The sequence below is a fragment of the Phenylobacterium sp. genome (assembly GCF_036677185.1).
In the GTDB taxonomy this organism is placed as follows: domain Bacteria; phylum Pseudomonadota; class Alphaproteobacteria; order Caulobacterales; family Caulobacteraceae; genus Phenylobacterium.
In genome coordinates this window covers 1-25,027 of sequence record NZ_JAKFEN010000018.1, presented here as the reverse complement: position 1 = coordinate 25,027, position 25,027 = coordinate 1, and the positions used below count along the sequence as shown (strand labels likewise).

Sequence of the window (25,027 nt, the reverse complement as noted above, 5' to 3'; positions counted from 1 at the left end):
CATTTCTCGAGCGCCGGTCAGGGCTTCCGGGCGATCCAGTCGTGAGCCGGGTCGTTGCGGAAGATCCACTCCCGTTTCGGCCCGGCCATGACATTGAGATAGTAGAGGTCGTAGCCGTGGGGGGCGCCCACGGGATGGTAGCCGCGCGGCACCATCACCACGTCGCCGTCCTCGACCGCCATGGTCTGATCCAGGCTGCGGTCGTCGGTGTAGACTCGCTGGAATGCGAAGCCCTGCGGCGGGTTCAGGCGGTGATAGTAGGTCTCCTCCAGGGCCGTCTCTTCTGACGGCGTGGCGGTGTCGTGCTTGTGCGGCGGATAGCTGGACCAGTTGCCGCCGGGCGTGATCACCTCGACCACCAGCAGGCTCTGGGCGGGCTCGGTCTCCGGCAGGATGTTGCGGACATAGCGGGTGTTGGTCCCCTGCCCGCGCACCTCGCGGCTCATGGCGGCCGGATCGATCAGGCGCGCCTGGCCCGACGCCGTCGCGGGCGCGCTGCAGATCGCCAACTCGACCTTCGAGTGGGCGGTCACCGCCCAGGCCGCGCCGCCGGGGGCGTAGACCGCGGCCGGGGCGGCGTCCTCGAACACGCTGGACCGCCCGCCGATGCGGGTGAACCTCTGGCCGCCGACCGCCACGTCGGCGACGCCGCTCAGGATCACCAGGCAGGCCTCGCGGCCCGCCTCCCCGCCTTGCAGCACAGCGTCGGGCGCCAGCTCATGGACCTTGAAACCCACATGGCTCCAGCCGGCGCTCCGCGGCGTGACGTCCAGCACGCAGCCGGTGGCGTCCGGGGCGTGGGGGTGAACGAGGAGGTCGGTCATGTCACGCCGCCTTCTTCAGGCCCGCCGCGGCGGCTTCCCGCTCCAGCGTGCGCAGGCCCAGCTCGCCATAGATGCGTGGATCGGCGATCTCCGGATCCTGCTCGGCCTCGATGATGATCCAGCCGGAATAGCCCACGGCCGCCAGGGCCTGCATGATCCGGCCATAGTCCAGGTCCCCGTCGCCGGGCACGGTGAACATGCCGGCCAGCACCCCGTCCAGGAACGACCGGCCCTCGGCGCGCACCTTGCGGAACACGTCGCTGCGGACGTCCTTGCAATGGACATGGGCGACGCGGCGTGGATGGGTGCGGATCACGTCGGCCGCATCGATACCGCCCAGCGCCGCGTGCCCGGTGTCGAGGGTCAGGCCGACATTGGTCCCGGTGCGCAGCAGGAACGTCTTCAGGTCGGCCGGCCGCTCGACCACCGTGCCCAGGTGGTGGTGGTAGGCGAACTTCAGGCCCTGGGCCGTCACATAGTCGGCCAGGTCGGAGAGCCGCCGGGCGAAGGTCTTCCACTGTCCGTCATCGAGCTGAGGCGTGGCGGTCAGCGGCTTGGTCTTGTCGCCATGGATGGCGTTGCTGGTCTCGGCGTGGACGAACACCGTGCTGCCCATGGCCTTCAGCAGGGCCAGGTGATCCTTGGCCGCGGCGATCTCGGCGTCGACGCTGTGGGTCAGGAGATTGCCGCTGAACCAGCCGCCGACAATGTCCAGGCCGTAGCCGGCCATCAGCGGCTTCAGCACCGCAGGATCGCGCGGGAACTTGCCGCCCAGCTCCACCCCGGCGAAGCCGATGTCGCGGGCGTCGGAAAGGATCGTCTCGAGCGGCGTATCGCCGCCGAGCTCGGGCATGTCGTCATTGACCCAGGCGATGGGGCTCACGCCGAACCTGATGGTCATGGGTCAGTCCCCCGTCCGCTGTTGCTTCATTCTGGCCTCGTACTCCGCCCGCGCGGCGCGCACCTGCGGTCGCTCGGAGACCTCCGGGACCGCGACGTCCCACCAGGCGCCGCCGGCCTCCGTGCTGATCGCCGGATCGGTGTCGATCACCACCACATAGGTCCGATCCGACGCCTGGGCCCGGCCAAGCGCGGCCTCCAGCTCGGCGATTCCGGCCACCTTCTCCGACCGGGCGCCCAGGCTCGCGGCGTGGGCGGCGAAGTCGATCTGCGGCAGGGACTCGTGGCGGGCGTCGGCCAGCAGGTTGTTGAACGGCTCCCCGCCGACCTCCTGCTGCAACCGGTTGATGCAGCCGAAACCCCGGTTGTCGAGGACCGTCACGATCAGCTTGGCGCCCATCATCACCGAGGTGGCGATCTCCGAGTTCATCATCAGGTAGCTGCCGTCGCCGACCATCACCACGACCTCGCGGCCGGGGGCGGCGAGCTTCGCGCCCAGGCCGCCGGCGATCTCGTAGCCCATGCAGGAGAAGCCGTATTCCAGGTGGTAACCCCCCGGGTGCGAGGCCTTCCATAGCCTGTGCAGTTCGCCGGGGAGGCCTCCGGCCGCGCAGACCACCACGGCGTCGGACGGGAGGCTCCGCCAGACAGCGCCCACGACCTGGGCGTCCGACGGCAGGGCCGCGTCGTTCGCGACCGTGGCGGCGCTCCAGGCGTCCTCCCAGGCGGCCAGGCCCGTCGCGCAGCGTGCGCGCCAGGCGTCGGGGACCCGCCAGTCGCCGAGCACGGCGGAAAGTTCGTCCAGCACGGCGCGGGCGTCGCCCACCACCGGCGTCGCGCCGTGCTTGTGGGCGTCGAAAGTCGCGACATTGACCTGCACGAGCCGGCGGTCGGGATGGGCGAACAGCGCGCGCGAGCCGGTGGTGAAGTCCTGCAGCCGCGTGCCGACGCCGATCACGAGATCCGCCGCCTCCGCCGCCGCGTTGGCCGCGCTCGTGCCCGTGACGCCGATGGCGCCCAGGTTGGACGGGTGGTCCCAGGCCAGCGCGCCCTTGCCGGCCTGGGTCTCGGCGACCGGCAGACCGGTGCGAGCCGCCAAGGCCTGGAGCTGCGTCTCGGCTTGGCTGTAGAGCACGCCGCCCCCTGCGACGATCAGCGGCGACTTGGCCGCATCGATCATGGCCGCCAGCTCAGCCACGTCGCGGGGATCGGCGGGCTGGCGCCGAATGGCCCAGGTCCGGCGGACGAAGAAGCTCTCCGGGAAATCGAAGGCCTCGGCCTGGACGTCCTGGCAAAAGGCCAGCGTCACGGGTCCGCACTCTGCGGGATCGGTGAGCACGGCCATGGCCCGCGGCAGGGCGGCCAGCAATTGTTCGGGTCGCTGGATGCGGTCGAAATAGCGCGAGACCGGCCGGAAGCAGTCGTTGGCCGAGACCGTGCCGTCGCCGAAGTCCTCGACCTGCTGCAGCACCGGGTCGGGCCGCCGGCTGGCGTAGACGTCGCCCGGCAACAGCAGGACCGGCAGCCGGTTCACATGGGCCAGGGCCGCGGCGGTCACCATGTTGGTCGCGCCGGGTCCGATGGAGGTGGTGCAGATCATGGCGCGGCGCCGGCGCATCTGCTTGGCGTAGGCGATGGCGGCGTGGGCCATGGCCTGTTCATTGTGCGCGCGGAAGGTGGGCAGGTCCTCACCCGCCCCGTACAGCGCCTCGCCGAGACCCGCGACATTGCCATGGCCGAAGATCGCCCAGACGCCGGCGAAGTATGGAACCTCGGCCCCGTCCAGTTCGACGAACTGGGCCGCCAGATAGCGGACCGCCGCCTGGGCTCCTGTGAGGCGCAGAGTGGTCATGCCGCCCGCTCCACGCCCGCCCGCGCCGCGCGCCAGGCGTCGACCAGAACCTGGAAGCGCTGGGCAAGGGCGGCGACGGCTTCGCCGTCGCCGATCTCACCGGCCAGCCAGCGCCTGGCCACATCGTTGAAGATGGTGCGTCCCACGGCGAAGCCCTTCACCACCGGAATCGGGGCGACCACCTTGAAGGCCGCCAGCAGGTCCTCCTGCGGCGCCGACAGGCCCAGCAGGACGACTCCCCGGCACAGCGGATCGCGCGCCTCGATGACAGCGGCGATGTTGCGCCAGGCGGCCGCGTCATCCAACGCCTCGAGCTTCCACCAGTCGGGGCGAACACCGAGGTCGTAGATCTGCTCAAGAGCGCGCGCGACCGTCGTGGAGTCGTTCGCCATGCCGCTGGGCGGGATGACCTCGACCAGAAGTTCGTGGCAGGTCTTGCGGCAGGCGTCGAAGAGGCGGAGCAGCTGGCGGTCCTGGCGGCCGCGAAGCTCCGGCTCGTCGTCCGGATGATACGGAACCAGCACCTTGACCACATGGTTCAACGGCCATTCGGCGATCTCGGTCGCCACGTCGGGCGACGACTCGAAGGCCAGCGGGCGCGAGCGCGGCTCCTCGATGGGACGGCCGATCCAGTACGGAAGATCGGCGGCCTTCGCCAAGGCGTCGGCTCCGAACCGCCCATCCAACAGGACGCCGAACCGCGGATCGCCTGCGGCCACGGCGTGGACGGCGTCCAGGGCGAGACCCTTGAATAGCGGAATGCGGGCGGGGTCGGCGCCCAGTTCACGCACCATGTCCTCGAACTGGGTCCGATGATCGACCGCCAGGACGGTCAGCTCGGCATAGTCGCGCGTCCGGGTGGTGGCCCAGTGCACATGCTCCAGCTCGACGTCGTCGCGCAGGCGGAACGGCCGATCGCGTTCGGCGAGGAAGGCCAGCATTTCGCTCCAGGTCGGCATGGCGGGCGCGCAGCCGTGGCGCGAGACCACGATGGCGCCGGCCGCGTTCGCCAGTTCGCAGCAACGCTCCAGCGAAAGCGCGCGCAGCCATCCGCGCAGGAAGCCGCTCATGAAGGCGTCGCCGGCGCCCAGGACGTTGAAGACCTCGACGGGGAAGCCCGGCCCCACCACGCCGCCATCCAGATCGTCGGGAATGGCGCCGCGGAAGGCCGAACACCCGGCCGGCCCGCGCTTGCAGACCAGCAGCGCGGCCGTGCGTGCGCGGATCGCCCTGAGCGCGGCGATCGTGTCGGTCGAGCCTCCGAGGATATGGATCTCCTCTTCCGTGCCGACGATCAGGTCGCAGAGGGGCACGACCTGCTGCAGGATCTCGGTGACCGCGTCGTGGGCGACGAAGCGGTTCTCGCCGGCGTCGCGGGCGGTCAAGCCCCACAGCACCGGCCGGTAGTCGATATCGAACACCACCTTGCCGCGACTGGCGCGCGCCAATCGCGCAGCGGTCATCGAGGCCTCGAACACCCCGGCCTGCGACAGGTGCGTGCCGTTGATCAGGACCGCCTGCGCCGAACGGATCGTGGCCTCGTCGAGGTCGCCGGCGCTCAACGCCATGTCCGCGCAGTTCTCGCGGTAGAAGATCAGCGGGAAGGTTTCCCGGTCACGGATGCCCAGGATCACCAGGGCCGTAAGCCGCTCCTCATCGGTGACCACGCCACGGACGTCGACGCCCTCACGCTCGAGCTGTTCGCGGATGAAGCGGCCCATGTGGTCACCCCCCACGCGGGTGGCGAGCGCGGTCTTCAGGCCCAGGCGAGCGCCGCCCACGGCGGTGTTGGCGGGACTGCCGCCCACATACTTGGCGAAGGAGGCCATATCCTCCAGACGACCGCCCACCTGCTGCCCATAGAGGTCGACGCTCGAGCGGCCGATGGCCAGCAGGTCCAGCGTCTTGTCGTCCTGAGCCATCGATGTTTCCGCGCCGCCTGACATTGGTCCGGTTTTTCATTTCACCGGCTTGTGGAACATCTATTCTATTTTGTTCGCATATGCAATCTGCGTTTCAATCCGCTCGGATGCGAGACTAGGACTTCGCGGCGGCCGCGCGCTTGCCGGCGGCGGTCTTGGGGGTGTTCTCGAAGGCGAAGCCGATCACCAGGGCCTGGGCCAGGCAGATGGAAGCCGCCAGGGACCGGAAGCTGCGCACCTCCGATTCGCGCACTTGCAGGACCACGTCGGCCGGCTTGGCGATCGGGCTGACCAGGCTGTCGCTCATCGACAGGACCTTGGCGCCGCGCGCCACCGCGCCCTCGACCGCGGCGACGGTCTCGTCGGCATAGGGGTGATAGCTGACCGCGATGAGCAGGTCCTTGGGCCCGATCGACTGGATCTGCTGGCGCGACAATCCCGCGACCCCGTCGATGAACAGCACTCGCTTGTTCAGCTGCTGCAGCGAGTAGGCCAGATATGAGGCCACCGGGAAGGCGCGGCGGAAGCCCGCCACATAGACGGTGTCGGCCTTCTGGATCAGCCGGACCGCCGCGGCTATCTCCTTCTCGCTGACCGTCTGTTCCAGATTCTGCAGAGCGAGCGTATTGCCCTCGATGAACTCCGACAGCAGCTGGACGCCGCCGCCGGCCGCGCGCTTGTCGATGGCGGCGCTGAAATTCCGGATGCGCTCGCTGTAGCCCAGCGCCGCGTTGCCGGAGAGCAGGCCATCCCGGAACAGGCGCTGCATCTGGCTGGCGCCCGGATAGCCGAAGGTCTTGGCGAACCGGACGATGGCCGAGGGCTGGACGCCGCTCCGCTCGGCGATCACGGCGAGGGTTTCCAGCGCCAGTTCGTTGGGCTCATCGAGGACATAGCGGGCGATCTGCTGCAGGCGCTTGCTGAGGCCGTCATAGCGCTCGAGAATCGCGGCGCGCAGCTCTTCGGCCGTCGTCGGCGCCTTGATGGGTTCGTCCATGGCTCTCGATCCAAACGTTCTCTGGTTAGAATATCCGTTCCGACCGGGAACACAAACCGCTCGACGCGGCGGCGCAATCATTCCATTTCTATTGGATCGGGAATTTTCCTTCCAAGGACGGGTAGATGGCGGCGAGCCGCTTCAAGATCGCGCAACTGGGCGCCGGGCGCATGGGGACCGTGCACGCCCGAGGAGCCGCGGCCAATCCACGCCTGCGCCTGGCCTATCTGGTCGACCCTCGGCCTGAAGCCGTCGCGCCGCTCGCCAAGGAGGTCGGCGCGAAGCTCGCCGAGCTGGACACCGTCCTCGCCGATCCGGAAGTCGTGGGCGTCATCGTGGCCAGCTCCACCGACGTCCACCTCGACAACACCCTGGCCTGCCTGCGGGCCGGCAAGGCGGTGTTCTGCGAGAAGCCGCTGGACCTCGACCTGGCGAGGTTGCAGGCCGCGAAGGCGGAGATCACGGCGAGCGCCGCCCCGCTCCTGGTGGCGTTCAACCGCCGCTTCGACCCACACTACCTGGCGCTGAAGGCGCGCATCGGGGCCGGCGCCATCGGACGCCTGGAAAGCCTGAACATCATCAATCACGACCCCGCCCCGCCCGCCCACGCCTTCATCGTTCCCAGCGGCGGGCTCTTCAAGGACTTCACGATCCACGACCTGGACCTGGCCTGTTGGCTGCTCGAGGAGACGCCGGTCGAACTGTTCGCCGCGGCGAGTTGCCTCGTCGATCCGGTGATCGGCGAGAAGGGCGACGTGGATACCGCCCGCGTCGTGCTGAAGACCGCCTCGGGACAGCTCTGCATGATCAGCAACACCCGGCGCAGCGGCTGCGGCTACGACCAACGGATCGAGGCCTTCGGATCGCAGGGCGTCGCCATGGCCGACAATCCGAGACTGGACACCGTCCAGGTCTGGGGCGAGGCCGGCGCGGTATCGAGCCCCATCCCGCGGGATTTCATCGCCCGCTATGCGCGGGCCTACCGGGCCGAGCTGGACCATTTCGCCGACGTCCTGGCCGGCGCGCCGTCACAGATCGGCTTCGCCGAGAGCGTGCGCGCCCTCACCCTGGCCGAGGCGGCCGCCGAGTCGGCCCGCAGCGGCCGGAGCGTGCGCCTGTAATTTACCGGAGACCCCTATGTTCAAGATCGCCCTGTTTGGCGCCGGCCGCATCGGCCGAATTCACGCCGCCAACGCCGCCGCCCACCCCGCCCTCACCCTGGCCTATGTGGTCGATCCGGTCGCCGCGGCCGCCCGCGCCCTGGCCGTCGAGACCGGCGCGCGGGTGACGGATTTGGAAACGGCGCTCGGCGACGCGTCGGTGGCCGGCGTCATCATCGCCAGCTCGACCGACACCCACCTGGACTACGCGCGCCGCGCCGTGGCCGCGGGCAAGGCGGTGTTCTGCGAGAAGCCCATCGACCAGGACCTCGCCCGCGCCCGAAGCGCGACGATCGAACTGTCCGGATCGCGGCTGTTCCTCGGCTTCAACCGCAGGTTCGATCCCAGCTTCCAGGCGCTTAAGGCCCGACTGTCCTCCGGAGCGGTGGGGCGGCTGGAGAGCCTGCAGATCACCAGCCATGACCCTGCCCCGCCGCCGGTCTCCTACATCAAGGTGAGCGGCGGGCTGTTCAAGGACATGGCGATCCACGACTTCGACATGGCCCGCTGGCTGCTAGGCGAGGAGCCCGTGGAGGTCTTCGCCTCGGCGAGTTGCCTGGTCGATCCCAAGATCGGCGCCGCCGGCGACGTCGACACCGCCAAGACCCTGCTGCGGACCGCCTCGGGCAAGCTTTGCGTCATCAGCAACAGCCGCCGCAGCGGCTACGGCTACGACCAGCGCATCGAGGCGTTCGGGTCCGAGGGCATGGTGAAGGCCGACAATATGCTGGAGAGCACGGTCCAGACCTGGAACGAGACCGGCGCCGCCGCCGACCGTTTCCAGAACTTCTTCCTCGACCGCTATCGCGACGCCTACCGCCTGGAGATCGACCACTTCGCGGAGATCCTCGCGGGCCAGGCCGCTCCGAGCGTCGGCTACGCGGACGGGGTCGCGGCCCTGGCCTTGGCTGAGGCAGCCGGCCTCTCGGCGCGCACCGGCCAGGTGGTCAAGCTCTAGCCGACCGAGCGCCGCACAAAGAAACGGCGGCTTCCTCGCGGAAGCCGCCGCAGTCGTTCCTAGGGAAAAGCTCTGCGCTAGAACACGGCGCGCAGGGTGATCAGGATGGTCGGCGAGGATTCCTCGTGCTCGACCTCGAAGGCGTCGACGTCGTTGGCGCGCTGGTTCTCGGCGATCTCCTCGCCGTCGTCGCCGTCATAGCCGCGCTCGGTCTGCCGGCTGGCGGAGTCGAGCAGATTGTTGGCGCTCAGGCGCAGCACCATGCTCTTGCCGATGCGCTTCTCGATGAACACCTCGAGATTGGCGTCGTATCGCTGGGTCTCGATCTCGCCCAGGGTGACGAAGCGCGACTCGCCCTGCTTCTGGTAGCTGAAGCCGAAGCTCGCATCCCAGGTCGGCAGGTTCTGGGTGACGCCGAAGTTGTAGACGTACTCCGGCTGGTAATCGATGCGGATGTCCTCGCCGCTGATCGGGTCGCGCCGCTCCGACCACAGCTTGGTGTAGTTGGCGAAGACCCCGGTCTCTTCCAGGCCGATGAACGACAGCGGGGTCGAGAGGTCGAACTCCACCCCCCACACCTTGGCGTCGCCCAGGTTCTCGTAGCTGTACAGGCTGCCCGGCAGGCCCGAGCCGGCCCCGACGGAGTCGGCGTCCGCACCCGTCGAGACCAGCCCGATCAGGTTGGAAATGTCGCGGCGGAAGAGGTTGATCCCCAGGATGCCGCGACCGGCGAAGCGATGCTCGAAGCCGGCGTCGAAGCCGAGGGAGGTCTCGAACTCCAGGTTCGGATTGCCGATGGTGGCGTCGTCGTCGCCCGGCGACTCGCGCGCGACCGAGGGCACCAGCTGATCGATGCTGGGACGCCGGACGGTGCGGGCCACGCTGAGCCGGATCTGGTCGTTGCCGGTGATCTCCCACTGCAGGTGGGCCGAGGGGTTGATCTGGAACTCGTCGCTCGACACCGAGCCGCGGTCGGTCAGGACGATGCCGTCTTCATTGTTGGTGAGGACGGTCGTGAAGTCCTGCTTCGCCTTGGTGTATTCGGCGCGAACCCCGGCCTCGACCTTGATCGAAGGCGTCAGGCGCGCCTCAAGGACCGCGAAGGTGTCGAACCGTTTCTCCCGGTATTTGAAACGTCCGTCGGAAATCTTTTCCTCGCCGACGTCGTCCAGGTCGTCCGAGGTGACCAGATGATAATTGCGCTTCTTCGCCTTGCCCGCGGCCCCGATCTTCAGGCCCAGGCTCTCCATGCCCATCGCTTCGGCCAGGCCAGGCAGCTTGCGCTTGAACGAACCGTCGAGGGTCCACTCCGTGTCGGTGGCCTGGGTGTCGGTGTTGTCCAGCGGCGCGTGGTCGTCGTCTTCGGAATAGGTCTCTTCGAAGCTGTCATCCTTGAACTGATTGAACCGCAGCTGGCTCTCGAAGCTGGTGTTCTCATCCAGCTTGGTCTCGAAAAGCGCCGCCACGCCGTAGCTGTCCTGCTTGATGTCGGCGTCCTGGGTCTCGTGTTCGGGATCGCCGAGGTCCAGCCCGCCGCGCGAGCCGTCGCCCTCGAAGATGAAAGTGTCCTGGTGCTCCTTGCGTTTGGTGCTCAGGAAGAAGGCGTCCATGCGCAGGCTGGTGGAGTCGTTCGGCTTCCAGGTGACGTCGCCGTTGAACGAGAGATCGGTGCTGCGCCGGCTGTCTTCTTCCTGGACCCGCTCCACGGCGACCGAGTTGGCCGGGTCGAAGAACTTCACCAGGCCATTGCCGCTGCCGCCGCTCGCGACCTCGGCGTCAAACCCTTCGGAGTCCTCCTCGAACACCTCTTCGATGGTGTGCTTGTTGTTGAAGCGCCGCTGGGCGTCGAGGGTGAAGGAGTAGAGCAGCGTCTCGTCGGCGTTGCGGCCCGAGACCGAGAGCGCCGCGGACGGGCTCCACTTGTTCTTGTCCACGTCATGGTTCATCCCGACCCGGGCGATGACGCCCGGCGGCAGGCTCTCGCCGTTCTTGAGGATGATGTTGATCGTCCCGCCGACGCCCTGGCTGTCGATGTCGGCGCTGGGGGAGCGGATGATCTCGATCCGGTCGATGATCTCGGCAGGGATGCGGTCGACGAAGACGGTCCGGTCATTTCCGGCGCCGGGGATCGGACGCCCGTTGACCAGCACCTGGGTGAAGCCCTGGCCGAGGCCGCGCATTTGGGGCGAGTCGTATTCGCCGATGTCGCTGGTGAAGGCGATGCCCGGAACGCGCTTCAGCTGGTCGCCGACCGAGACCGGCTCGAACTTCTCGAAGAACTTCTGGTCATAGACGAGGGCGGGCGCGACGGTCTCCGTGCGGTCCCGGAAGGTGATCTGGCCGGTGACCACGACCTCTTCCAGCTCCTGCGGCGCGGCCGGCGTCTGGGCCGCCGCGAAGCCCGGCGCGGCCAAGCATGTGGAAACCAACAGAGCGCTGATCAATCTCTGGCGCATGGAACCGCCTCCCCTTTTAAACCGCCGGCTCATGGGACGCGCGACGCACGCCCTGGCCGATCGCTGAGATGAAGATACGAACAAATATTCTATTTTGCAACTGGAATGGAAATTCTCTTGCAGACACCGCTTGCCGGATTAATTCTGCGGGCGCTCGAAATCGCCTTATGACGCGGACACGCGACAATTCGGCGACAGGGCCCCTATGAGGAGACCGACGATGAATCGACTGCGCACCCAACTGCTGGCGACGGCGGCCGCTTTCCTCGCCATGGCGGCGGCGAACCCGGTCATGGCCCAGGCTCCGGCGGCGGCGGTCATTACTCCAACGGGCCAGACCCAGCCGACCGCGCAGGCCGAGGCCAACGCCGCGGCGTTCGTCCTCAACCCCGAGGACGCCGCCGGCGGCCACATCGTGGGCACGGCCAGTCTCGCGGGCCTGGAGGTCTATCGGCTGGACGGGACCCGGGTCGGCGTCATCGAGGCCGGCGAGGTCGTGGGCGTGGACGTGCGCCTCGACATCACGCTGGCCGGCAGGCCCGCCATCGTGCTCGGCGCCCTGGATGAACGGAACGGCCTGCGCTTCTTCGATTTCGACGGGCGGACGGGCAAGGCCGTCGAGATCACCGCCAAGCCCATTCCGATCGAGTTCGCGGCCGAGAGCATGTGCCTCTATCGGGACGCGCGGGACGCTAACCTCTACGCCTTCGTCGTCGGGTCGGACGGCGAGGTCGAGCAATGGACGGTGTTCGCGGACGCCACGGGCAAGCTCGACGCACGCCCCGCACGCCGCGTGCATGTGGCGTCGGAAGCCAGCTATTGCGTCGCCGACGACACCACGGGCGACCTCTATATCGCCGAGCAGGGCGTGGGGATCTGGCGCTTCGCGGCCGGGGTCGAGAGCATCGTCGAGCCTCAGCTCATCGACGCGGCGCGGTTGGGCCATATCGCCGGCGAGACGGGCGGGCTAGCCCTGCAGGATGGCGGTCCGGGCGCGCGCTACCTGATCGCCTCCAACGCCTCGGCCAACAGCTTCAATGTCTATGACCGCGGCAAGGATCACCAATTCGCCGGGACCTTCTCCCTGGCGGGCGTCGAGGCCGCCGGCGGCCTGGCGACCGGCGCGGCGGGGCCGCAAGGCCTGCTGATCGCCATGGATGACGAGAACGAGGGCGGCCAGAATTACAAGCTCGCCGCCTGGCCCGCGATCGCCCAGGCGCTAGGCCTCGCTCCCGGAACACCGCAAGACCCGCGCGGGCCGATCGCCCCGCCCGTTCCCGTGGTGCGGCCGGTCGTCGAGACCACGCCAGTCCCGCATGGCGGCGACGCGGCGGACGACCCGGCGATCTGGGTCGATCCGGTCGACCCGGCGCGCAGCCTGATCATCGGCACCGACAAGCAGGCCGGCCTCTATGCCTATGACCTGGACGGCAAGGTCGTGCAGTTCCTGCCCGACGGTAAGATGAACAATGTCGACCTGCGCGACGGCTTCAAGCTGGGCGGCCGCATCGTCTCCCTGGTGGCGGCCAGCAACCGCACGGACGACACCATCGCGCTCTATGCCGTGGACCCCGCGACGCGGAAGCTCGTCCCCGTCTCGGACGGCCCTCAGGCGACGGGCCTGACCGATCCCTACGGCCTGTGCATGTACCGCAGCCGCCGTTCGGGGAAGACCTATGTCTTCATCAACGACACCGACGGCCGCATGCGCCAGTGGGAGTTGATGGCGAAGCCGAACGGCAAAGTCGCGGCCAAGGCGGTGCGCGACTTCAAGTTCGACACCCAGGCCGAGGGCTGCGTCGCCGACGACGAGACCGGCGCGCTCTACGTGGCCGAGGAAGACATCGCGCTCTGGAAGATGGGCGCCGAGCCCAGGACCGGCGCGGCCAGGACCGTGATCGCCACGGTGGCCGACAACCCGGCGCTCAAGGACGACCTGGAAGGCGTCGGGCTCTACGACCTGGGGGGCGGACGCGGCTATCTGGTCCTGTCGAGCCAAGGCGACGACACCTATGCGGTTTTCGCCCGCGAGGGGTCCAACCGCTACATCGGATCCTTCGCAGTCGTGGGGGATGGCGCGCGCGGGATCGACGGCTCCTCGGAAACCGATGGCCTGGAGGTGACCAGCCGGCCGCTCGGCCCCAGGTTCCCGACCGGCGCCTTCATCGCCCAGGACGGGCGCAACGTCGCGCCGGCCGAGGCGCAGAACTTCAAGCTGGTTCCGTGGGACGCGGTCGCCGCGGCTTTGAAACTGGAGGCGCGCTGAACGCCCTTCCTGGGCTGGGAAATCAGGAAGGCTCAGGATGGGGTGGCGCTGTGGCGCCGCCCAGGCCTATCATGACGGTCGAATCGGACGGTCCAGCAACCTCAACCGAGGTCGCCGATTTCGGTCTTCATGTCCAGAAACACGCATGCCGCCGGCGCGTTCGACGCCGATCCCGCCGTGGTCCGCTTCGATGACGTTTCGATGCGATATGGCCGTGCCCCCGAGACGCTGAAGGACCTCACCTTCTCGTTGGCGCCCGGGTCCTTCCACTTCGTCACGGGCGCGTCCGGGGCGGGCAAGACCTCGCTGTTGAAACTCATCTTCCTGGCCGCCCGGCCCTCGAAGGGCCTGCTGCACCTGTTCGGCCAGGACGTGTCGGCCATCGCGCCCAGGGAGCAACCGTTCCTGCGCCGCCGGATCGGGGTGGTCTACCAGGAGTTCAAGCTGCTGGAGCACCTGTCGGCCTTCGACAACACCGCCCTGCCGCTGCGCATCGCCGGCCGCAAGCCCGAGAGCTATCGCCAGGACGTGGCCGAGCTGCTGGCCTGGGTCGGTCTGCGCTCGCGCATGCACGCCATGCCCGCGACCCTGGCCGGCGGCGAGAAGCAGCGCCTGGCGATCGCCCGTGCGGTGGTCAACCGCCCCGACATCCTGCTGGCCGACGAGCCCACCGGCAATGTCGACCATGAGATGGGCCTGCGCATCCTGCGGCTGTTCGTCGAGCTCAACCGCCTGGGCACCACCATCCTCATCGCCACCCACGATCAGGACCTGGTGGCGCGGTCCGGCATGCCGGTGCTGCACCTGGACGAGGGCCGCCTGACCCAGCTCGGGGCCGGGGGCGAGGCGTGAGCGAGTTCGACGCCGAACGCTGGCGCCCGGCGCCCTTCCTGCCCGAGGCCGACGCCAAGGACGGCTCGCTGATCTTCGTGGTCGCCACCCTGTGTTTCCTGGCCTGCCTGACCTTGCTGGCGGTGCTGGCCGCCGACCGCGCAGCCCGCGGCTGGACCGGGCATCTGACCAACGAGGCGACGATCATCGTCCGGCCCAAGACCAACGAGACCCCCGACGGGGCCGCGGCCCGCGCCGCCGAAACCCTCGCCGGCGTGCCCGGCGTGGTCGAGGCCCGCGCCCTGGAGAAGGAAAAGGCCGAGGCGCTCATCGCCCCCTGGCTGGGCGACGCGGCCGATCTCGAGGACCTGCCGATCCCGCGCCTGGTCTCGGTGCTGCTCGACCCGGAGACGCCGGCTACGGGCGAGGCCCTGGACCGCGCGCTCAAGACCCAGGGGCTGGACGCCATCGTCGACGACCATTCGGTCTGGATGAAGGATATCGAACGCGCGGCCGGGGCGGCGCGGGTCATCGGCGGCGCGGTGTTCGCCCTGATCGCCGTGGCCGCCGGGGCCGTCGTGGCCTTCGCGACCCGGGCAGGCCTGGCCGCGCGGCGCGAGGTGGTGGAGGTGCTGCACCTCTCCGGCGCCGAGGACGGGTTCATCGCCGGGCTGTTCCAGATCCGCTTCGCGCGCATGGCCGCGACGGCGGGCTTGTTCGGAGCGGGCGCGGCGGCGATCATGGGGGCGGTGCTGCGTTTCGCGGGGGGAGGCGACGGCTTGACGCCCGTATTGCCCATCGCCTGGATCGATCTGCTGGCCGTCGCGCCGGCGCCCCTGGCCGCGGCCGCCGTGGCGGCGGTCTCCGCGCGCCTGACCGCCCTGGCGCTCATCCGGGACATGATGTGAAACCGCTGGCCGCGCTCCTGGTGCTGGCGCTCATCTGGGCGGTGGGGCTGTTCGCCTTCACCGAGCGGGTGGCGCGCTCGACGCCGGCTCGCGAGCCCGCGCGCGCCGACGGCGTCGTGGCCCTGACCGGCGCCGGTTCCAACGAGCGGATCGGGGCGGCCATGGAGCTGCTGCAGGACGGCAAGGCCAGGCGTATGCTCGTGTCCGGCGTCAGCCGCCAGGCCAGCCGTGAGGACATCCGCACCGTCAGCCGCGCCGTGCGGCGGCTGTACGACTGCTGTGTCGACCTGGGCTTCAACGCCGCCGACACGGTGGGCAACGCGCGGGAAACCCAGGAATGGGCCCGCTCGCTGCGTTATGACAGCCTCATCGTGGTCACCGCCGACTACCACATGCCGCGCGCCATGCTGGAGCTGCGCGGCGCCATGCCCGACACCAAGCTCACCGCCTATCCGGTGGCGACCTCGGTGGTGGACGCCCACCGCTGGTGGCGGACGTCCGGCGGGGTGCGCTTGATGGTGGGCGAGTATACCAAGTATCTGGCGATCCTGGGCCGCGAGGCGATCCTGGAACTGGGCGACAAGCCCGCCGCCGGGCCGAAGAAAGGCTGACCCATTTGATCGCCCTGCGCTCCTTCGTCTTCGTGGCCCTGTTCTATCTGTGGTCCGTCTTCGTCGCCGTCGGGCTGTCGCCGGCCCTGCTGGGCCCGCGTCCCTGGACCATGACGCTGATCGGCATGTGGGGCAAAGGCGTCGTCTGGCTGCTGGAGGTCTGCTGCGACATCAAGGTCGAGGTGCGCGGCAAGCAATACATGCCGGTCGGCGCCGCCCTGGTGGCGCCCAAGCACCAGTGCATGTTCGACGTCTTCGCTCAGTTCGCCTGGCTGCCAAAGGCCTGCTTCGTGATGAAGAAGGAGCTGACCTGGATTCCCTTCTTCTCGTGGTTCGCCGCCCGGGCGCGGATGATCGTCGTCGACCGCGAAGGCCATTCGACCGCCCTGCGCAAGCTGATCCGCGACGCCAACGACCGCTTCGCCGACAAGCGCCAGCTGCTCATCTTCCCGGAAGGCACCCGCGTCGATCCGGGTCAGAAGGCCGACTACAAGCCGGGCATCGCCGCCCTCTACCGCGAGATCAACGTGCCGGTGGTGCCGGTGGCGACCAATTCCGGTGTCCACTGGCCCAGGCATGGCTTCATGCGCAAGCCGGGGACCATCGTCTTCGAATATCTCGAACCCATCGCGCCCGGGCTGAAGCGGGCGGAGTTCATGCGCCTGCTGGAAGAGCGGATCGAGGCGGCCTCGGCCAAGCTGCTGGACCTCTAGGCTCTTTTCCCTCCCCTTCATGGGGAGGGACCGGTCGCGAAGCGACCAGGGTGGGGAGGTCCGGCAGTCTGTGCGGAAGCTTCAGAAAACCCCACCCTCGACCCCTACGGGGTCTGCCCTCCCCATAAAGGGGAGGGAAAAGATCATTCCGCCGCCAGTTCGCGCGCCTCGACCATGCCCAGCAGGGCCTCCATGGCGTGGTCGCGCACGCCCTCCTCCCGCAGGTGTTCGATCAGGTCGCGCAGATATTCGACATTGCGCCCCGACAGCCCCTTCGCCCCGGCGATCAGGTCGGCCTGGCGCTCCAGGCTGAGCGCGCCGGCCCATTGCGGATGGTGGACGTCGGAGAAGAACACCAGGGTCTCCACCCGCCGCCCGTCGGCCAGGCGGATGTTGGCGGCGCCCTCCACATAGGTCTCGGTGGGCTGCTCGCGCTCGCGCAGATAGGCGTAGACCTCCGGCCAGTCGGCCTCGGCGATCCGATAGGCCGCGCCACGCACCGCGCCCCCCGGCGCGAGACCGAGGACCAGGCCCGGGCGCTCATAGGTGCCGCGGTGATGCACCGAATAGATGCAGAAGGCGCGCCGTCGCCCGTGTAGGGTCGCAGGCTGGCGCTCCTGGAACGCGAAACCCGGCCGCCACATCAGTGACCCGTAACCGAAGACCCAACGCTCGATCGACATGGCCCGCCGCGCAAAACCCATCCCACCTCCCGCTCCTCTGCCCGATCTGGACCCGCCCCGCAAACCCGGACGCATGGGGCTGTACCTGCCGTTCATCGTGGCCCTGCTGGCGGCGGTGGTCTGGAGCGGCTTCTGGCTCTACCTGCATCGCGAGACGCGACTGCGGATGGACGCCGGCGCCGAGAGCCTGCGCAGCGCGGGCTACCAGGTCGCCTGGAAGGAACGGCGGATCACGGGCTATCCCTTCCGGCTCAACGTCACCCTGCTTGAGGCCAGCATCCGCGAGCCATCCGGCTGGGCGCTCGCCGCGCCGCGCCTGGAGACCCAGGCCTATGTACATGGGCTCGGGACCTGGGTGCTGGCCACGCCTGAGGGCTTCACCTTCATCCGCCCCATCGGCGGGCCGGTGGCGGTGAAGGGCGAACTTCTGCACGCCAGCCTTTCCCACCTCGACAACACCCCACCCAACTTCTCCTTCGAGGGCCGCAAGCTGACCTTCGCGCCCGGCGCAGGCGCCCAACCCTTCGCCTTGACGGCCGCCGACAAGGTCGAGACCCACCTGCGGGCCGGCCCCGATGACCAGGCCGCGGTGCTGTTCCGAGTCGACAACGGCGCCGCCCGGCTCTCGGGCCTGTTCGCGCGGATGGCCGGCGACAAGCCGATCTCCATGGTCTGGGACTCCAGCCTCTCCAAGATCAGCGCCTTCAAGGGATCTGACTGGCCCTCGGCGGTGAAGTCCTGGACCGCGGCCGGCGGCGCCATGACCGTGCGCCAGGCCGGGCTGACCGCAGGGCCCGCTGTTGTCGGCTCCCAGTCGGGGACACTCGGGGTCAGCTATGAGGGGCGGTTGTCCGGTTCCCTGCAGGTGAACTTGCGCGAGGCGCCCCAGGCCCTCTCGGCCATGGCCCAAACCGGCGTGATCCGGCCCGAAGCGGCGCTCGCCGCCGCCGCCGTGGCCGCCGCTCGCCAGGGGGCCGGCGACGTCGCCCAAGCGACGATCACCTTCCAAGCTGGCCAGACGACGCTGGGCCCGGTGGCGATCGGCCCCGCGCCGCGCGTCTACTGACCCGCTCAGCCGAAGGGATTGTCCAGCGACGGCGGCGGGACGGAGAACCACTTCGGACCGCTCGCGGTCATGTGCAGGCAGTCCTCCAGCCGCACCCCGAACTCGCCGGGGATGTAGAGGCCGGGCTCGTCGGAGAGGCACATGCCCGGCGCCAGCTTCGTCGCTTCGCCATGCACGAAATTCACCGGCTCGTGGCCGTCCAGGCCGATGCCGTGGCCAGTCCGGTGCGACAGGCCGGGCAGCCGGTAGCGCGGCCCGTAGCCCAGCGGCTCGTAATAGGCGCGCACGGCGTCGTCGACGGCGCCGGCGGCCACGCCCACCTGGGCGGTCTCGAAGGCGATCTGCTGGCCGCGATGGACCTGGTCCCAGACCAGCCGCTGCTTCTTGGTCGGCTCACCGAACACGAAGGTCCGCGAGATGTCGGACTGGTAGCCCTCCACCGTACAGCCGCAGTCCATCAGCACCACCTCGCCGTCGCGCACCATCTGGGGCTTGCCCGAGCCGTGCGGATAGGCGCTGGCCTCGCCCAGTAGGATCAGCTCGAACTCCGGCCTGCCGCCGAGCGCGGCGGTCGCGCGATTCATGATCGCGCCGATATCGCCGGGGGTCATGCCCTTCTCGATCTTCGGCCAGGTGTGGCGGTAGGCGGCGATGGTAATGTCGCTGGCCATCTGCATCAGGGCGATCTCGGCCGGCGACTTGATCATCCGGCAGCCGCGCACGACGGGCGCGCCGGAGACGATCGTCGCGTCCGGCAGCAGGCGCGCCAGGCCATCGCTGACGAAGAACCGCACCGTCTCCTCCACCCCGATCTTGCCGGCGGCGAGCTTGCGGTCCTTCAGCCAGGCAGCGACCACGGCGGCGGGGTTCTCGTCCTCCTGCCAGACACGGACCTCGCCGGGCACGGCAAGGGTCTCGCGGACCGAGGGCTCCTCGAAGTGCGGCGTAACGATCAGGGTCTCGCCCTCGACCGGGATGATCGCGGCGGTGATCCGCTCGCTGCGGTTCCAGCGGACGCCGGTGAAATAGGTCAGCGCCGCGCCCGGCTCCACCACCAGGGCCGACAGCCCCTGGGCCTTCATCAGACCCTGGGCCTTGGCCATCCGCGCCAGGCGCTCGGCCTTCGAGATGGGCGCGACCCCGCCGGTCATGGGCGCCAGGCCCTGGGCCAGGCTCGGAAAGCCCGTGGCCAGGGCCAGCCCGGCCCCGCCGGCCAGGCTCAGGAACTGTCTGCGATCTGCGCGCACGAAGGGCCTCCCCGTTGTCGGACGCGAAGTGCTGGCATGGGTCGCGAGGCTCGTCCAGGCGGGCGAACGCGCAGCCCGTCGGAGGCGCCGGACGGCAACCGGTTTCTGCTGCAACTTTTTTGCGGCGTTCGGGCCTATTGCACCCTTCCCCGCAATGACCTAAGCGCCGAAACTTCGTTTTCGGGGAACAAAATGGCCGACGCCGATCCCAAGCCCGCTGCGCCGTCGCTGGACGTTGTCCGCGCGCGCATCGACGCGATCGACGCCGCGCTGCTGGCCCTGGTCGACGAACGCGCCGCCCTGGCCGTCCAGGTGGCCGCGGCCAAGGCCGCCGCTGGCGATGGCGACAAGTTCGGGCTGCGCCCCGGCCGTGAGACCCAATTGCTGCGCAAGCTGCTGGACACGCCGCGCGACGCCGCGCGGCCCAGTCTGGTGGTGCGCATCTGGCGCGAGCTGATCGGCGACAGCCTGTCGCGACAAGGGCCGTTCCACCTCTGGGTCTGGGGCGGGCGCGATCCCTCCCGCATCGTCGAGGCCGCCCGCCTGCGGTTCGGCGCGGCGCCGCTGCTGAAGGTGGCGGCCAAGGCCGAAGACGCTCTGGCCGCGGCCCGCTCGCAGGGCGGCGTGGCGATCCTGGCCCTGGCCGGGGACGCGCCTTGGTGGGGCCGCCTGCTGGCCGAGCCGAAGCTGAAGGTGTTCGCGGCCCTCCCCTGCCTGGTGGCCTGGGGCGCGCAATCGAGTCTCGCGGTCGCCGAGGTGGAGGTCGAGCCCACCGGCGACGACCGCACCTTCTGGGTCACCGACGCGCCCGGAAGCAGCGCCGCCATCGAGGACGCGCTCGGCCGCGACGGAGTGGCGGGCGACCTGATCGCCGAGGCCGGCGGCCTCAAGCTCTTCGCCCTGATGGGCTTCTACCAAGCCGACGACGAACGCCTGGCCCGGGCGCCGGGCCGACTTTCCGGAGTCATCGGGGCTGCGCCTGCGCCCTTCGACGTGTAAGAGCGGGCCAAGCTTCGTCCGCCACCGTTGAGCCCCATGTCCGATATCGTCATCGACCGCGCCGCCGCGCCCCGGCCCACGCCCAAGCCCGGCATCCTCGACATCGCCCCCTATGTGCCGGGCAAGTCGAAGGTCGACGGCGTCGAGCATCCCCTCAAGCTGTCGGCCAACGAGAATATCCTGGGCTCCAGCCCCAAGGCCCGCGAAGCCTTCGGCTCGGCCATCGACCAGCTGCACATGTATCCGGATGGGCGCGCGCCGGTGCTGCGCGACGCCCTCTGCGAGACCTATGGCCTGGAGCCCGAGCGGCTGCTGTTCGGCTGCGGTTCGGACGAGATCTTCCAGCTCCTGAACCAGACCTTCCTCGAGCCCGGCGACAACATCGTCCAGGGCGAGTTCGGCTTCGGCGCCTACGCGATCGGCGCGCGCGCCTGCCAGGCGGAGGTCCGCACCGCCCGCGAGCCCAACTACACCATCGATGTCGACGAACTCCTGAAGCAGGTCGACAGCCGCACCCGGCTGGTGTTCATCGCCAACCCGGCCAATCCTACCGGCACCTGGATCCCGGGCTCGGAAGTCCGCCGCCTGCACGCGGCCCTGCCCCCCAGCGTGGTGCTGGTGCTGGACGGCGCCTATGCCGAGTTCGCCACCGATCCGGCCTTCGAGGACGGGATGAGCCTGGTGCGTGAATTCGACAATGTCGTGGTCACCCGCACCTTCTCCAAGCTGCACGGCCTGGCCGCCCTGCGGGTGGGCTGGGCCTATATGCCGCCCGAGATGGCCGCGGCCATCGACCGCATCCGCCTGCCGTTCAACGTCAACATCCCGGCCCAGCTCGCCGCCGTGGCGGCCCTGGGCGACGTCGAGTTCCAAGAACGCTCGCTCGCGTTGGTCGAGCGCTGGCGCCCCTACCTCATTCAGCAACTCGGCGGCCTTGGCCTCGAACCGGTACCCTCGGCGGCCAACTTCGTCCTGGTGGGCTTTCCGAAGACGCCGGGCAAGACCGCCAAGGAGGCCGAGGCCTTCCTGGCCTCTCGTGGCCTGATCGTGCGCGGGGTCGGCGGCTACGGCCTGCCCGACCATCTGCGGATCACCATTGGCCTGGAAGAGCACAATCGCGCCGTGGTCGAGGCGCTGTCCGACTTCATGAAGGGCTGATCGGCGTGATGGGCGTGGTCTATCCGAAGATTGCGGTGATCGGCTGCGGCCTGATCGGCTCGTCGGTGATCCGCGCCGCCCGGGAGCGCGGGGTGGTCGACCAGGTCGCCGTCGCCGACGCCAGTCCCGCCCACCGCGAGCGCATCGTCGAGCTGGGCTTCGCCGACCTGGTGACGGGGGACATCGCCGAGGCGGTGGCCGACGCCGACCTGGTGATCTTCGCCGTCCCGGTCCTGGCCATGGGCGAGGCCGCCAGGGCCGCCGCCCCCGCCATGAAGCCCGGCGCCACGGCCACCGACGTCGGCTCGGTGAAGGGTTCGGTGGCCGAGGCCCTGGCCGCCGCCCTGCCCGACAACGTCTTCATCATTCCCGGCCACCCGATCGCAGGCACTGAGCATTCCGGGCCCGACGCCGGCCTAGCCGAGCTGTTCGAGAACCGCTGGGTGATCCTGACCCCGCAGCCGCGCCAGGACGAGGCCTATCTGGAGGCCACCGGCCAGCTCGCCGAGTTCTGGCGGAGCCTGGGCGCCAATGTCGAACAGATGGACGACCGCCACCACGACCTGGTCCTGGCCGTCACCAGCCACCTGCCCCACCTGATCGCCTACAACATCGTCGGCACCGCCGCCGACATGGAGGAGGTCACCCAGGCCGAGGTGATGAAGTACTCAGCCGGCGGCTTCCGCGACTTCACCCGCATCGCGGCCTCCGACCCGACCATGTGGCGCGACGTCTTCGTGGCCAACAAGGACGCGGTGCTGGAGATCCTGGGCCGGTTCACCGAGGACCTCCAGGCCCTGTCGCGGGCCATCCGCTGGGGCGAGGCCGACAAGCTGCACGAACTCTTCACCCGCACCCGCGAGATCCGCCGCGGCATCATCGCCGCCGGCCAGGAAAGCGCCGAACCGAACTTCGGCCGTGACCGCGGCAAACACTAGGCCCGGCCCGGCCGGCGCCGGACCGCAAAACCCACTCCCAAGCTCGTCATGGCCGGGCGCAAGTCCCGGCCATCCATGATCTCCGAGTCAGCGGACTTGTCTGTGAGCCCGGCGCGTATGGGTCCCCGACACGCGCAAGCGCGGTCGAGGATGACGAGCGTGGTTGGGACGAGCCCTCCCAGTTGCACTAGGCCGCGGCGCTGCGGCTCACCTCCTCAGCGAGACGACCCGTGAGCTCGGCCATGTGGTCGAACTCGGCAGTGAAGTCGCCTAGGCCCTGGGTCAGGCCGCGCAGCTCGGCGATCAGCTCCTGGCGCTCATGGCGCGGCAGGCAGACCTCGATCTCGTCCCAGCCGGACCAGCCCTCCCGCGGCGCGAAACCCAGGATCTGGCCGCGCCGGGCGGAGATCGCCTGGGTAATCTTCGACGTGCTGGCGGACGGGGCGTTGATGTGCAGCTTCTCCACCGGCTCCAGCAGATAGGCCCCGCAGGCTGCCAGGCCCTCGCTCATGGCCAGGCGGCCGGCCTGGCGGAAGGCCATCTCGGAGGAGTCGACGCTGTGATAGGAACCGTCGGTCAGCACCACCTCCACGTCGGTCACCGGGAAGCCCAGCGGGCCTTTCTGCATGGCGTCGCGGACCCCCTGCTCGACGGCCGGGATCCACTGTTTGGGCACCACCCCGCCGGTGATCCTCTGTGAGAAGGCGAAGCCCGAGCCGCGGGGCAGCGGCTTGATCTCGATGACCACATCGCCGAACTGGCCGTGGCCACCGGTCTGCTTCTTGTGCCGGCCGCGCTGGGTGACGCCTTTGCGGATGGACTCGCGGTAGGAGATCTTGGGAGGGCTGACAGCCGCCTCGACATTGAACCGCCGGCGCAGGCGATCCAGGGTCACCTGCACATGGGCCTCGCCCTGGCCGAAGATCAGGGTCTCCTGGGTCTCCGGATCGAGCACCACGCGCAGGGTTGGGTCCTCCTCGGCGAGCTTGGTGAGCGCCGCCGACATCCGAACGTCGTCCTTGCGGTCCTTGGCCGCCACCGCCATCGCGTAGAGGTGCAGCGGCTCACGGAAGTTGAGCCGCGGCGTGCGCGCCTGGCCGTCGAAGGACAGCACCTGGCCCGCGCGGGCGGCCTCGATCTTGGCGATGGCGACGACGTCGCCGGCCGCGGCGTGATCGACCTTCCTGGTGGCCCCGCCGCTGACGATGAACAGGCCCCCCGCACGGCTGCGTTCGCCGTTGGACGCGGTCAGTTCCTCGCCGTCCTTCAGGGCCCCGCCCAGGATGCGGGCGTAGGAGAGCTTGCCCGCCTGGCCGGCGTAGGAGGTCTTGAAGACATAGGCGCAGGGCCCGTCCAGACCCAGGCGCGCGGCGGCCTGTGAGACCTCCGGCGTCTCGTGGCGCAGGGCCTTCAGCAGCCGGCGCACCCCGAAACCGTTGGACGCCGAGCCGAAGAACACCGGCACGATCTGGCCCTGGTTCATCTCGGCCACCAGGTCGGCGAAGACCATGTCGCGGCTGGGGGTCAGGTCGGAGAGCAGCTGCTCCATCAGCGCGTCGTCATAGTCGGCCATCTGCTCCAGCATGTGGAACCGGGCCTCGGCCTCCAGCTCGGCCACGTCCTGCGGCAGGTCGACGATCTGCGAGGGCTGGCCGGGGCGATAGATATAGGCGCGCTCCAGAGCCAGATCGACGAAGCCGGTCACATGCTCCTTGTCGATCAGGGGAATCTGCCGGGCCACCACCGGGGCGGCGCTGGCCGGGGCCAGGGCGGCCATGAATTCGTCCAGGGCTCCTCGGGCCTGGTCGATCTTGTTGACGAACACGGCGCGGGGCACGCCCAGGCGCTCCAGTTCCTTGAAGATCGGCTGCAGCAGGGCCGCGCGGCCCGGATGCGGATCGGCCACCACCACCACCAGGTCGACGGCGGGGAGGACGAGGTCTTCTGCGGCGGCGAACTCCGTCGAGCCGGGACAATCGACCACCGCGTAGCGGTCGCCCATGAACTCGAAGCCCGCCAGGTTCAGCTCCACCGACTGGCCGCGCGCTCGCGCCTCGGGGGTCGCATCGCCGACGCTGGAAGCGCCGACCTCGCCCTGACGGGGGATGGCGCCGCTCGCAAACAGCATGGCTTCGAGAAGAGTCGTCTTGCCGGCTCCGGCCGCTCCCACAAGAGCGATGGTGCGTACCGAGCCAGGATCACGCTTACCCATGATCTGTCCTCCGTGAACGGGCGCCCGCACGGAAGCCGACGCCTCCAGGTCCGATGCAACGCCCCCTTCGGAGCCGATGCAAGGCGCCTAAACGTGAAGGCGAGTTGCGGGAACTCAACAATGGCCGCGCCATGGCTACCCCCGCAGCAGGACGATCGCCTATGCGATAGGTCGGAGCGCTGGATTGGTCAGATGCTCCCCCGCTGGGGGAGCTCCCGGCCGCATGGCCGGGTGAGGGGGACTAAAATGCCCTTCAGCGGAGGTTCGACGGCTCCGAACAGGAGTCAAAGTCCCCCTCAGGCCCTTCGGGCCAGCTCCCCCAGAGG

General features: G+C 69.3%; 20 protein-coding genes. 11 read left to right on the top strand and 9 right to left on the bottom strand.

Features of this window, described 5'->3' with window-relative positions; genetic code table 11:
• Nucleotides 1–17 precede the first annotated feature (17 nt).
• The 5 genes from iolB to V6M51_RS08600 form a co-directional block, all read right to left on the bottom strand.
• Nucleotides 18–824, bottom strand: coding sequence for a 5-deoxy-glucuronate isomerase (gene iolB, locus V6M51_RS08620; RefSeq protein WP_332766343.1), 807 nt, complete (start codon nt 822–824; stop codon nt 18–20).
• A gap of 1 nt (nt 825) precedes the next feature.
• The gene (iolE, locus tag V6M51_RS08615; RefSeq protein WP_332766341.1) at nt 826–1,725 is read right to left on the bottom strand and encodes a myo-inosose-2 dehydratase; all 900 of its coding nucleotides are present in this window, start codon (nt 1,723–1,725) and stop codon (nt 826–828) included.
• A 3-nt stretch (nt 1,726–1,728) separates the two neighbouring features.
• Complete coding sequence (gene iolD / locus V6M51_RS08610) at nt 1,729–3,576, bottom strand: 3D-(3,5/4)-trihydroxycyclohexane-1,2-dione acylhydrolase (decyclizing) (RefSeq protein ID WP_332766339.1); 1,848 nt, start codon at nt 3,574–3,576, stop codon at nt 1,729–1,731.
• Nucleotides 3,573–5,498 (bottom strand): bifunctional 5-dehydro-2-deoxygluconokinase/5-dehydro-2-deoxyphosphogluconate aldolase, encoded by a 1,926-nt coding sequence (locus V6M51_RS08605; protein ID WP_332766337.1) that lies wholly within the window; start codon nt 5,496–5,498, stop codon nt 3,573–3,575. Before V6M51_RS08605 ends, iolD begins: the two co-directional genes overlap by 4 nt.
• A gap of 115 nt (nt 5,499–5,613) precedes the next feature.
• A complete protein-coding gene (locus V6M51_RS08600) occupies nt 5,614–6,495 on the bottom strand; it encodes a MurR/RpiR family transcriptional regulator (protein ID WP_332766335.1) in 882 nt (293 codons plus the stop codon).
• A 125-nt stretch (nt 6,496–6,620) separates the two neighbouring features.
• On the opposite strand from V6M51_RS08600, the gene V6M51_RS08595 reads away from it, so the two are divergent.
• On the top strand, nt 6,621–7,616 hold the full coding sequence (locus tag V6M51_RS08595) for a Gfo/Idh/MocA family protein (protein ID WP_332766333.1): 996 nt from the start codon (nt 6,621–6,623) through the stop codon (nt 7,614–7,616).
• A gap of 16 nt (nt 7,617–7,632) precedes the next feature.
• Entirely contained in the window at nt 7,633–8,613 is a 981-nt protein-coding gene (gene iolG, locus V6M51_RS08590; protein WP_332766331.1) for an inositol 2-dehydrogenase, read from the top strand.
• A 77-nt stretch (nt 8,614–8,690) separates the two neighbouring features.
• On the opposite strand, the gene V6M51_RS08585 is transcribed toward iolG, so the two are convergent.
• Complete coding sequence (locus tag V6M51_RS08585) at nt 8,691–11,069, bottom strand: TonB-dependent receptor plug domain-containing protein (RefSeq protein ID WP_332766330.1); 2,379 nt, start codon at nt 11,067–11,069, stop codon at nt 8,691–8,693.
• A 220-nt stretch (nt 11,070–11,289) separates the two neighbouring features.
• Here V6M51_RS08585 and V6M51_RS08580 point away from each other — a divergent pair, with 220 nt between their 5' ends.
• From V6M51_RS08580 to V6M51_RS08560, 5 genes are all read left to right on the top strand, one after another.
• Nucleotides 11,290–13,335 (top strand): phytase, encoded by a 2,046-nt coding sequence (locus V6M51_RS08580; protein ID WP_332766328.1) that lies wholly within the window; start codon nt 11,290–11,292, stop codon nt 13,333–13,335.
• A 129-nt stretch (nt 13,336–13,464) separates the two neighbouring features.
• On the top strand, nt 13,465–14,187 hold the full coding sequence (ftsE, locus tag V6M51_RS08575) for a cell division ATP-binding protein FtsE (protein ID WP_332766326.1): 723 nt from the start codon (nt 13,465–13,467) through the stop codon (nt 14,185–14,187).
• Complete coding sequence (locus tag V6M51_RS08570) at nt 14,184–15,074, top strand: cell division protein FtsX (protein ID WP_332766325.1); 891 nt, start codon at nt 14,184–14,186, stop codon at nt 15,072–15,074. Before ftsE ends, V6M51_RS08570 begins: the two co-directional genes overlap by 4 nt.
• Nucleotides 15,071–15,685 (top strand): YdcF family protein, encoded by a 615-nt coding sequence (locus V6M51_RS08565; RefSeq protein WP_332766324.1) that lies wholly within the window; start codon nt 15,071–15,073, stop codon nt 15,683–15,685. The genes V6M51_RS08570 and V6M51_RS08565 overlap by 4 nt, the downstream gene beginning before the upstream one ends.
• Before the next feature lie 5 nt (nt 15,686–15,690).
• Nucleotides 15,691–16,398 (top strand): lysophospholipid acyltransferase family protein, encoded by a 708-nt coding sequence (locus V6M51_RS08560; protein ID WP_332766323.1) that lies wholly within the window; start codon nt 15,691–15,693, stop codon nt 16,396–16,398.
• A 143-nt stretch (nt 16,399–16,541) separates the two neighbouring features.
• On the opposite strand, the gene V6M51_RS08555 is transcribed toward V6M51_RS08560, so the two are convergent.
• Complete coding sequence (locus V6M51_RS08555) at nt 16,542–17,081, bottom strand: gamma-glutamylcyclotransferase (RefSeq protein ID WP_332766322.1); 540 nt, start codon at nt 17,079–17,081, stop codon at nt 16,542–16,544.
• A 73-nt stretch (nt 17,082–17,154) separates the two neighbouring features.
• Here V6M51_RS08555 and V6M51_RS08550 point away from each other — a divergent pair, with 73 nt between their 5' ends.
• Nucleotides 17,155–18,147, top strand: a complete 993-nt coding sequence (locus V6M51_RS08550) for a DUF2125 domain-containing protein (RefSeq protein ID WP_332766321.1) — start codon at nt 17,155–17,157, stop codon at nt 18,145–18,147.
• Nucleotides 18,148–18,152: 5 nt separating this feature from the next.
• Here V6M51_RS08550 and V6M51_RS08545 read toward each other — a convergent pair whose 3' ends face one another.
• A complete protein-coding gene (locus V6M51_RS08545; RefSeq protein WP_332766319.1) occupies nt 18,153–19,394 on the bottom strand; it encodes a M24 family metallopeptidase in 1,242 nt (413 codons plus the stop codon).
• A 192-nt stretch (nt 19,395–19,586) separates the two neighbouring features.
• Between V6M51_RS08545 and V6M51_RS08540 the strand changes: the two genes are divergently transcribed.
• Genes V6M51_RS08540 through V6M51_RS08530 form a run of 3 tightly spaced genes read left to right on the top strand, consistent with a single transcriptional unit; the run spans nt 19,587 to nt 22,489 of the window.
• Nucleotides 19,587–20,393 carry a chorismate mutase gene (locus V6M51_RS08540; RefSeq protein ID WP_332766318.1) on the top strand — a complete coding sequence of 269 codons (807 nt, stop codon included), beginning with the start codon at nt 19,587–19,589 and terminating at the stop codon, nt 20,391–20,393.
• Nucleotides 20,394–20,429: 36 nt separating this feature from the next.
• On the top strand, nt 20,430–21,551 hold the full coding sequence (hisC, locus tag V6M51_RS08535; RefSeq protein ID WP_332766316.1) for a histidinol-phosphate transaminase: 1,122 nt from the start codon (nt 20,430–20,432) through the stop codon (nt 21,549–21,551).
• A gap of 8 nt (nt 21,552–21,559) precedes the next feature.
• Nucleotides 21,560–22,489, top strand: a complete 930-nt coding sequence (locus V6M51_RS08530) for a prephenate/arogenate dehydrogenase family protein (protein WP_442957848.1) — start codon at nt 21,560–21,562, stop codon at nt 22,487–22,489.
• A gap of 187 nt (nt 22,490–22,676) precedes the next feature.
• Here V6M51_RS08530 and V6M51_RS08525 read toward each other — a convergent pair whose 3' ends face one another.
• Entirely contained in the window at nt 22,677–24,701 is a 2,025-nt protein-coding gene (locus V6M51_RS08525) for an elongation factor G (RefSeq protein ID WP_332766314.1), read from the bottom strand.
• Between the last annotated feature and the right edge of the window lie 326 nt (nt 24,702–25,027).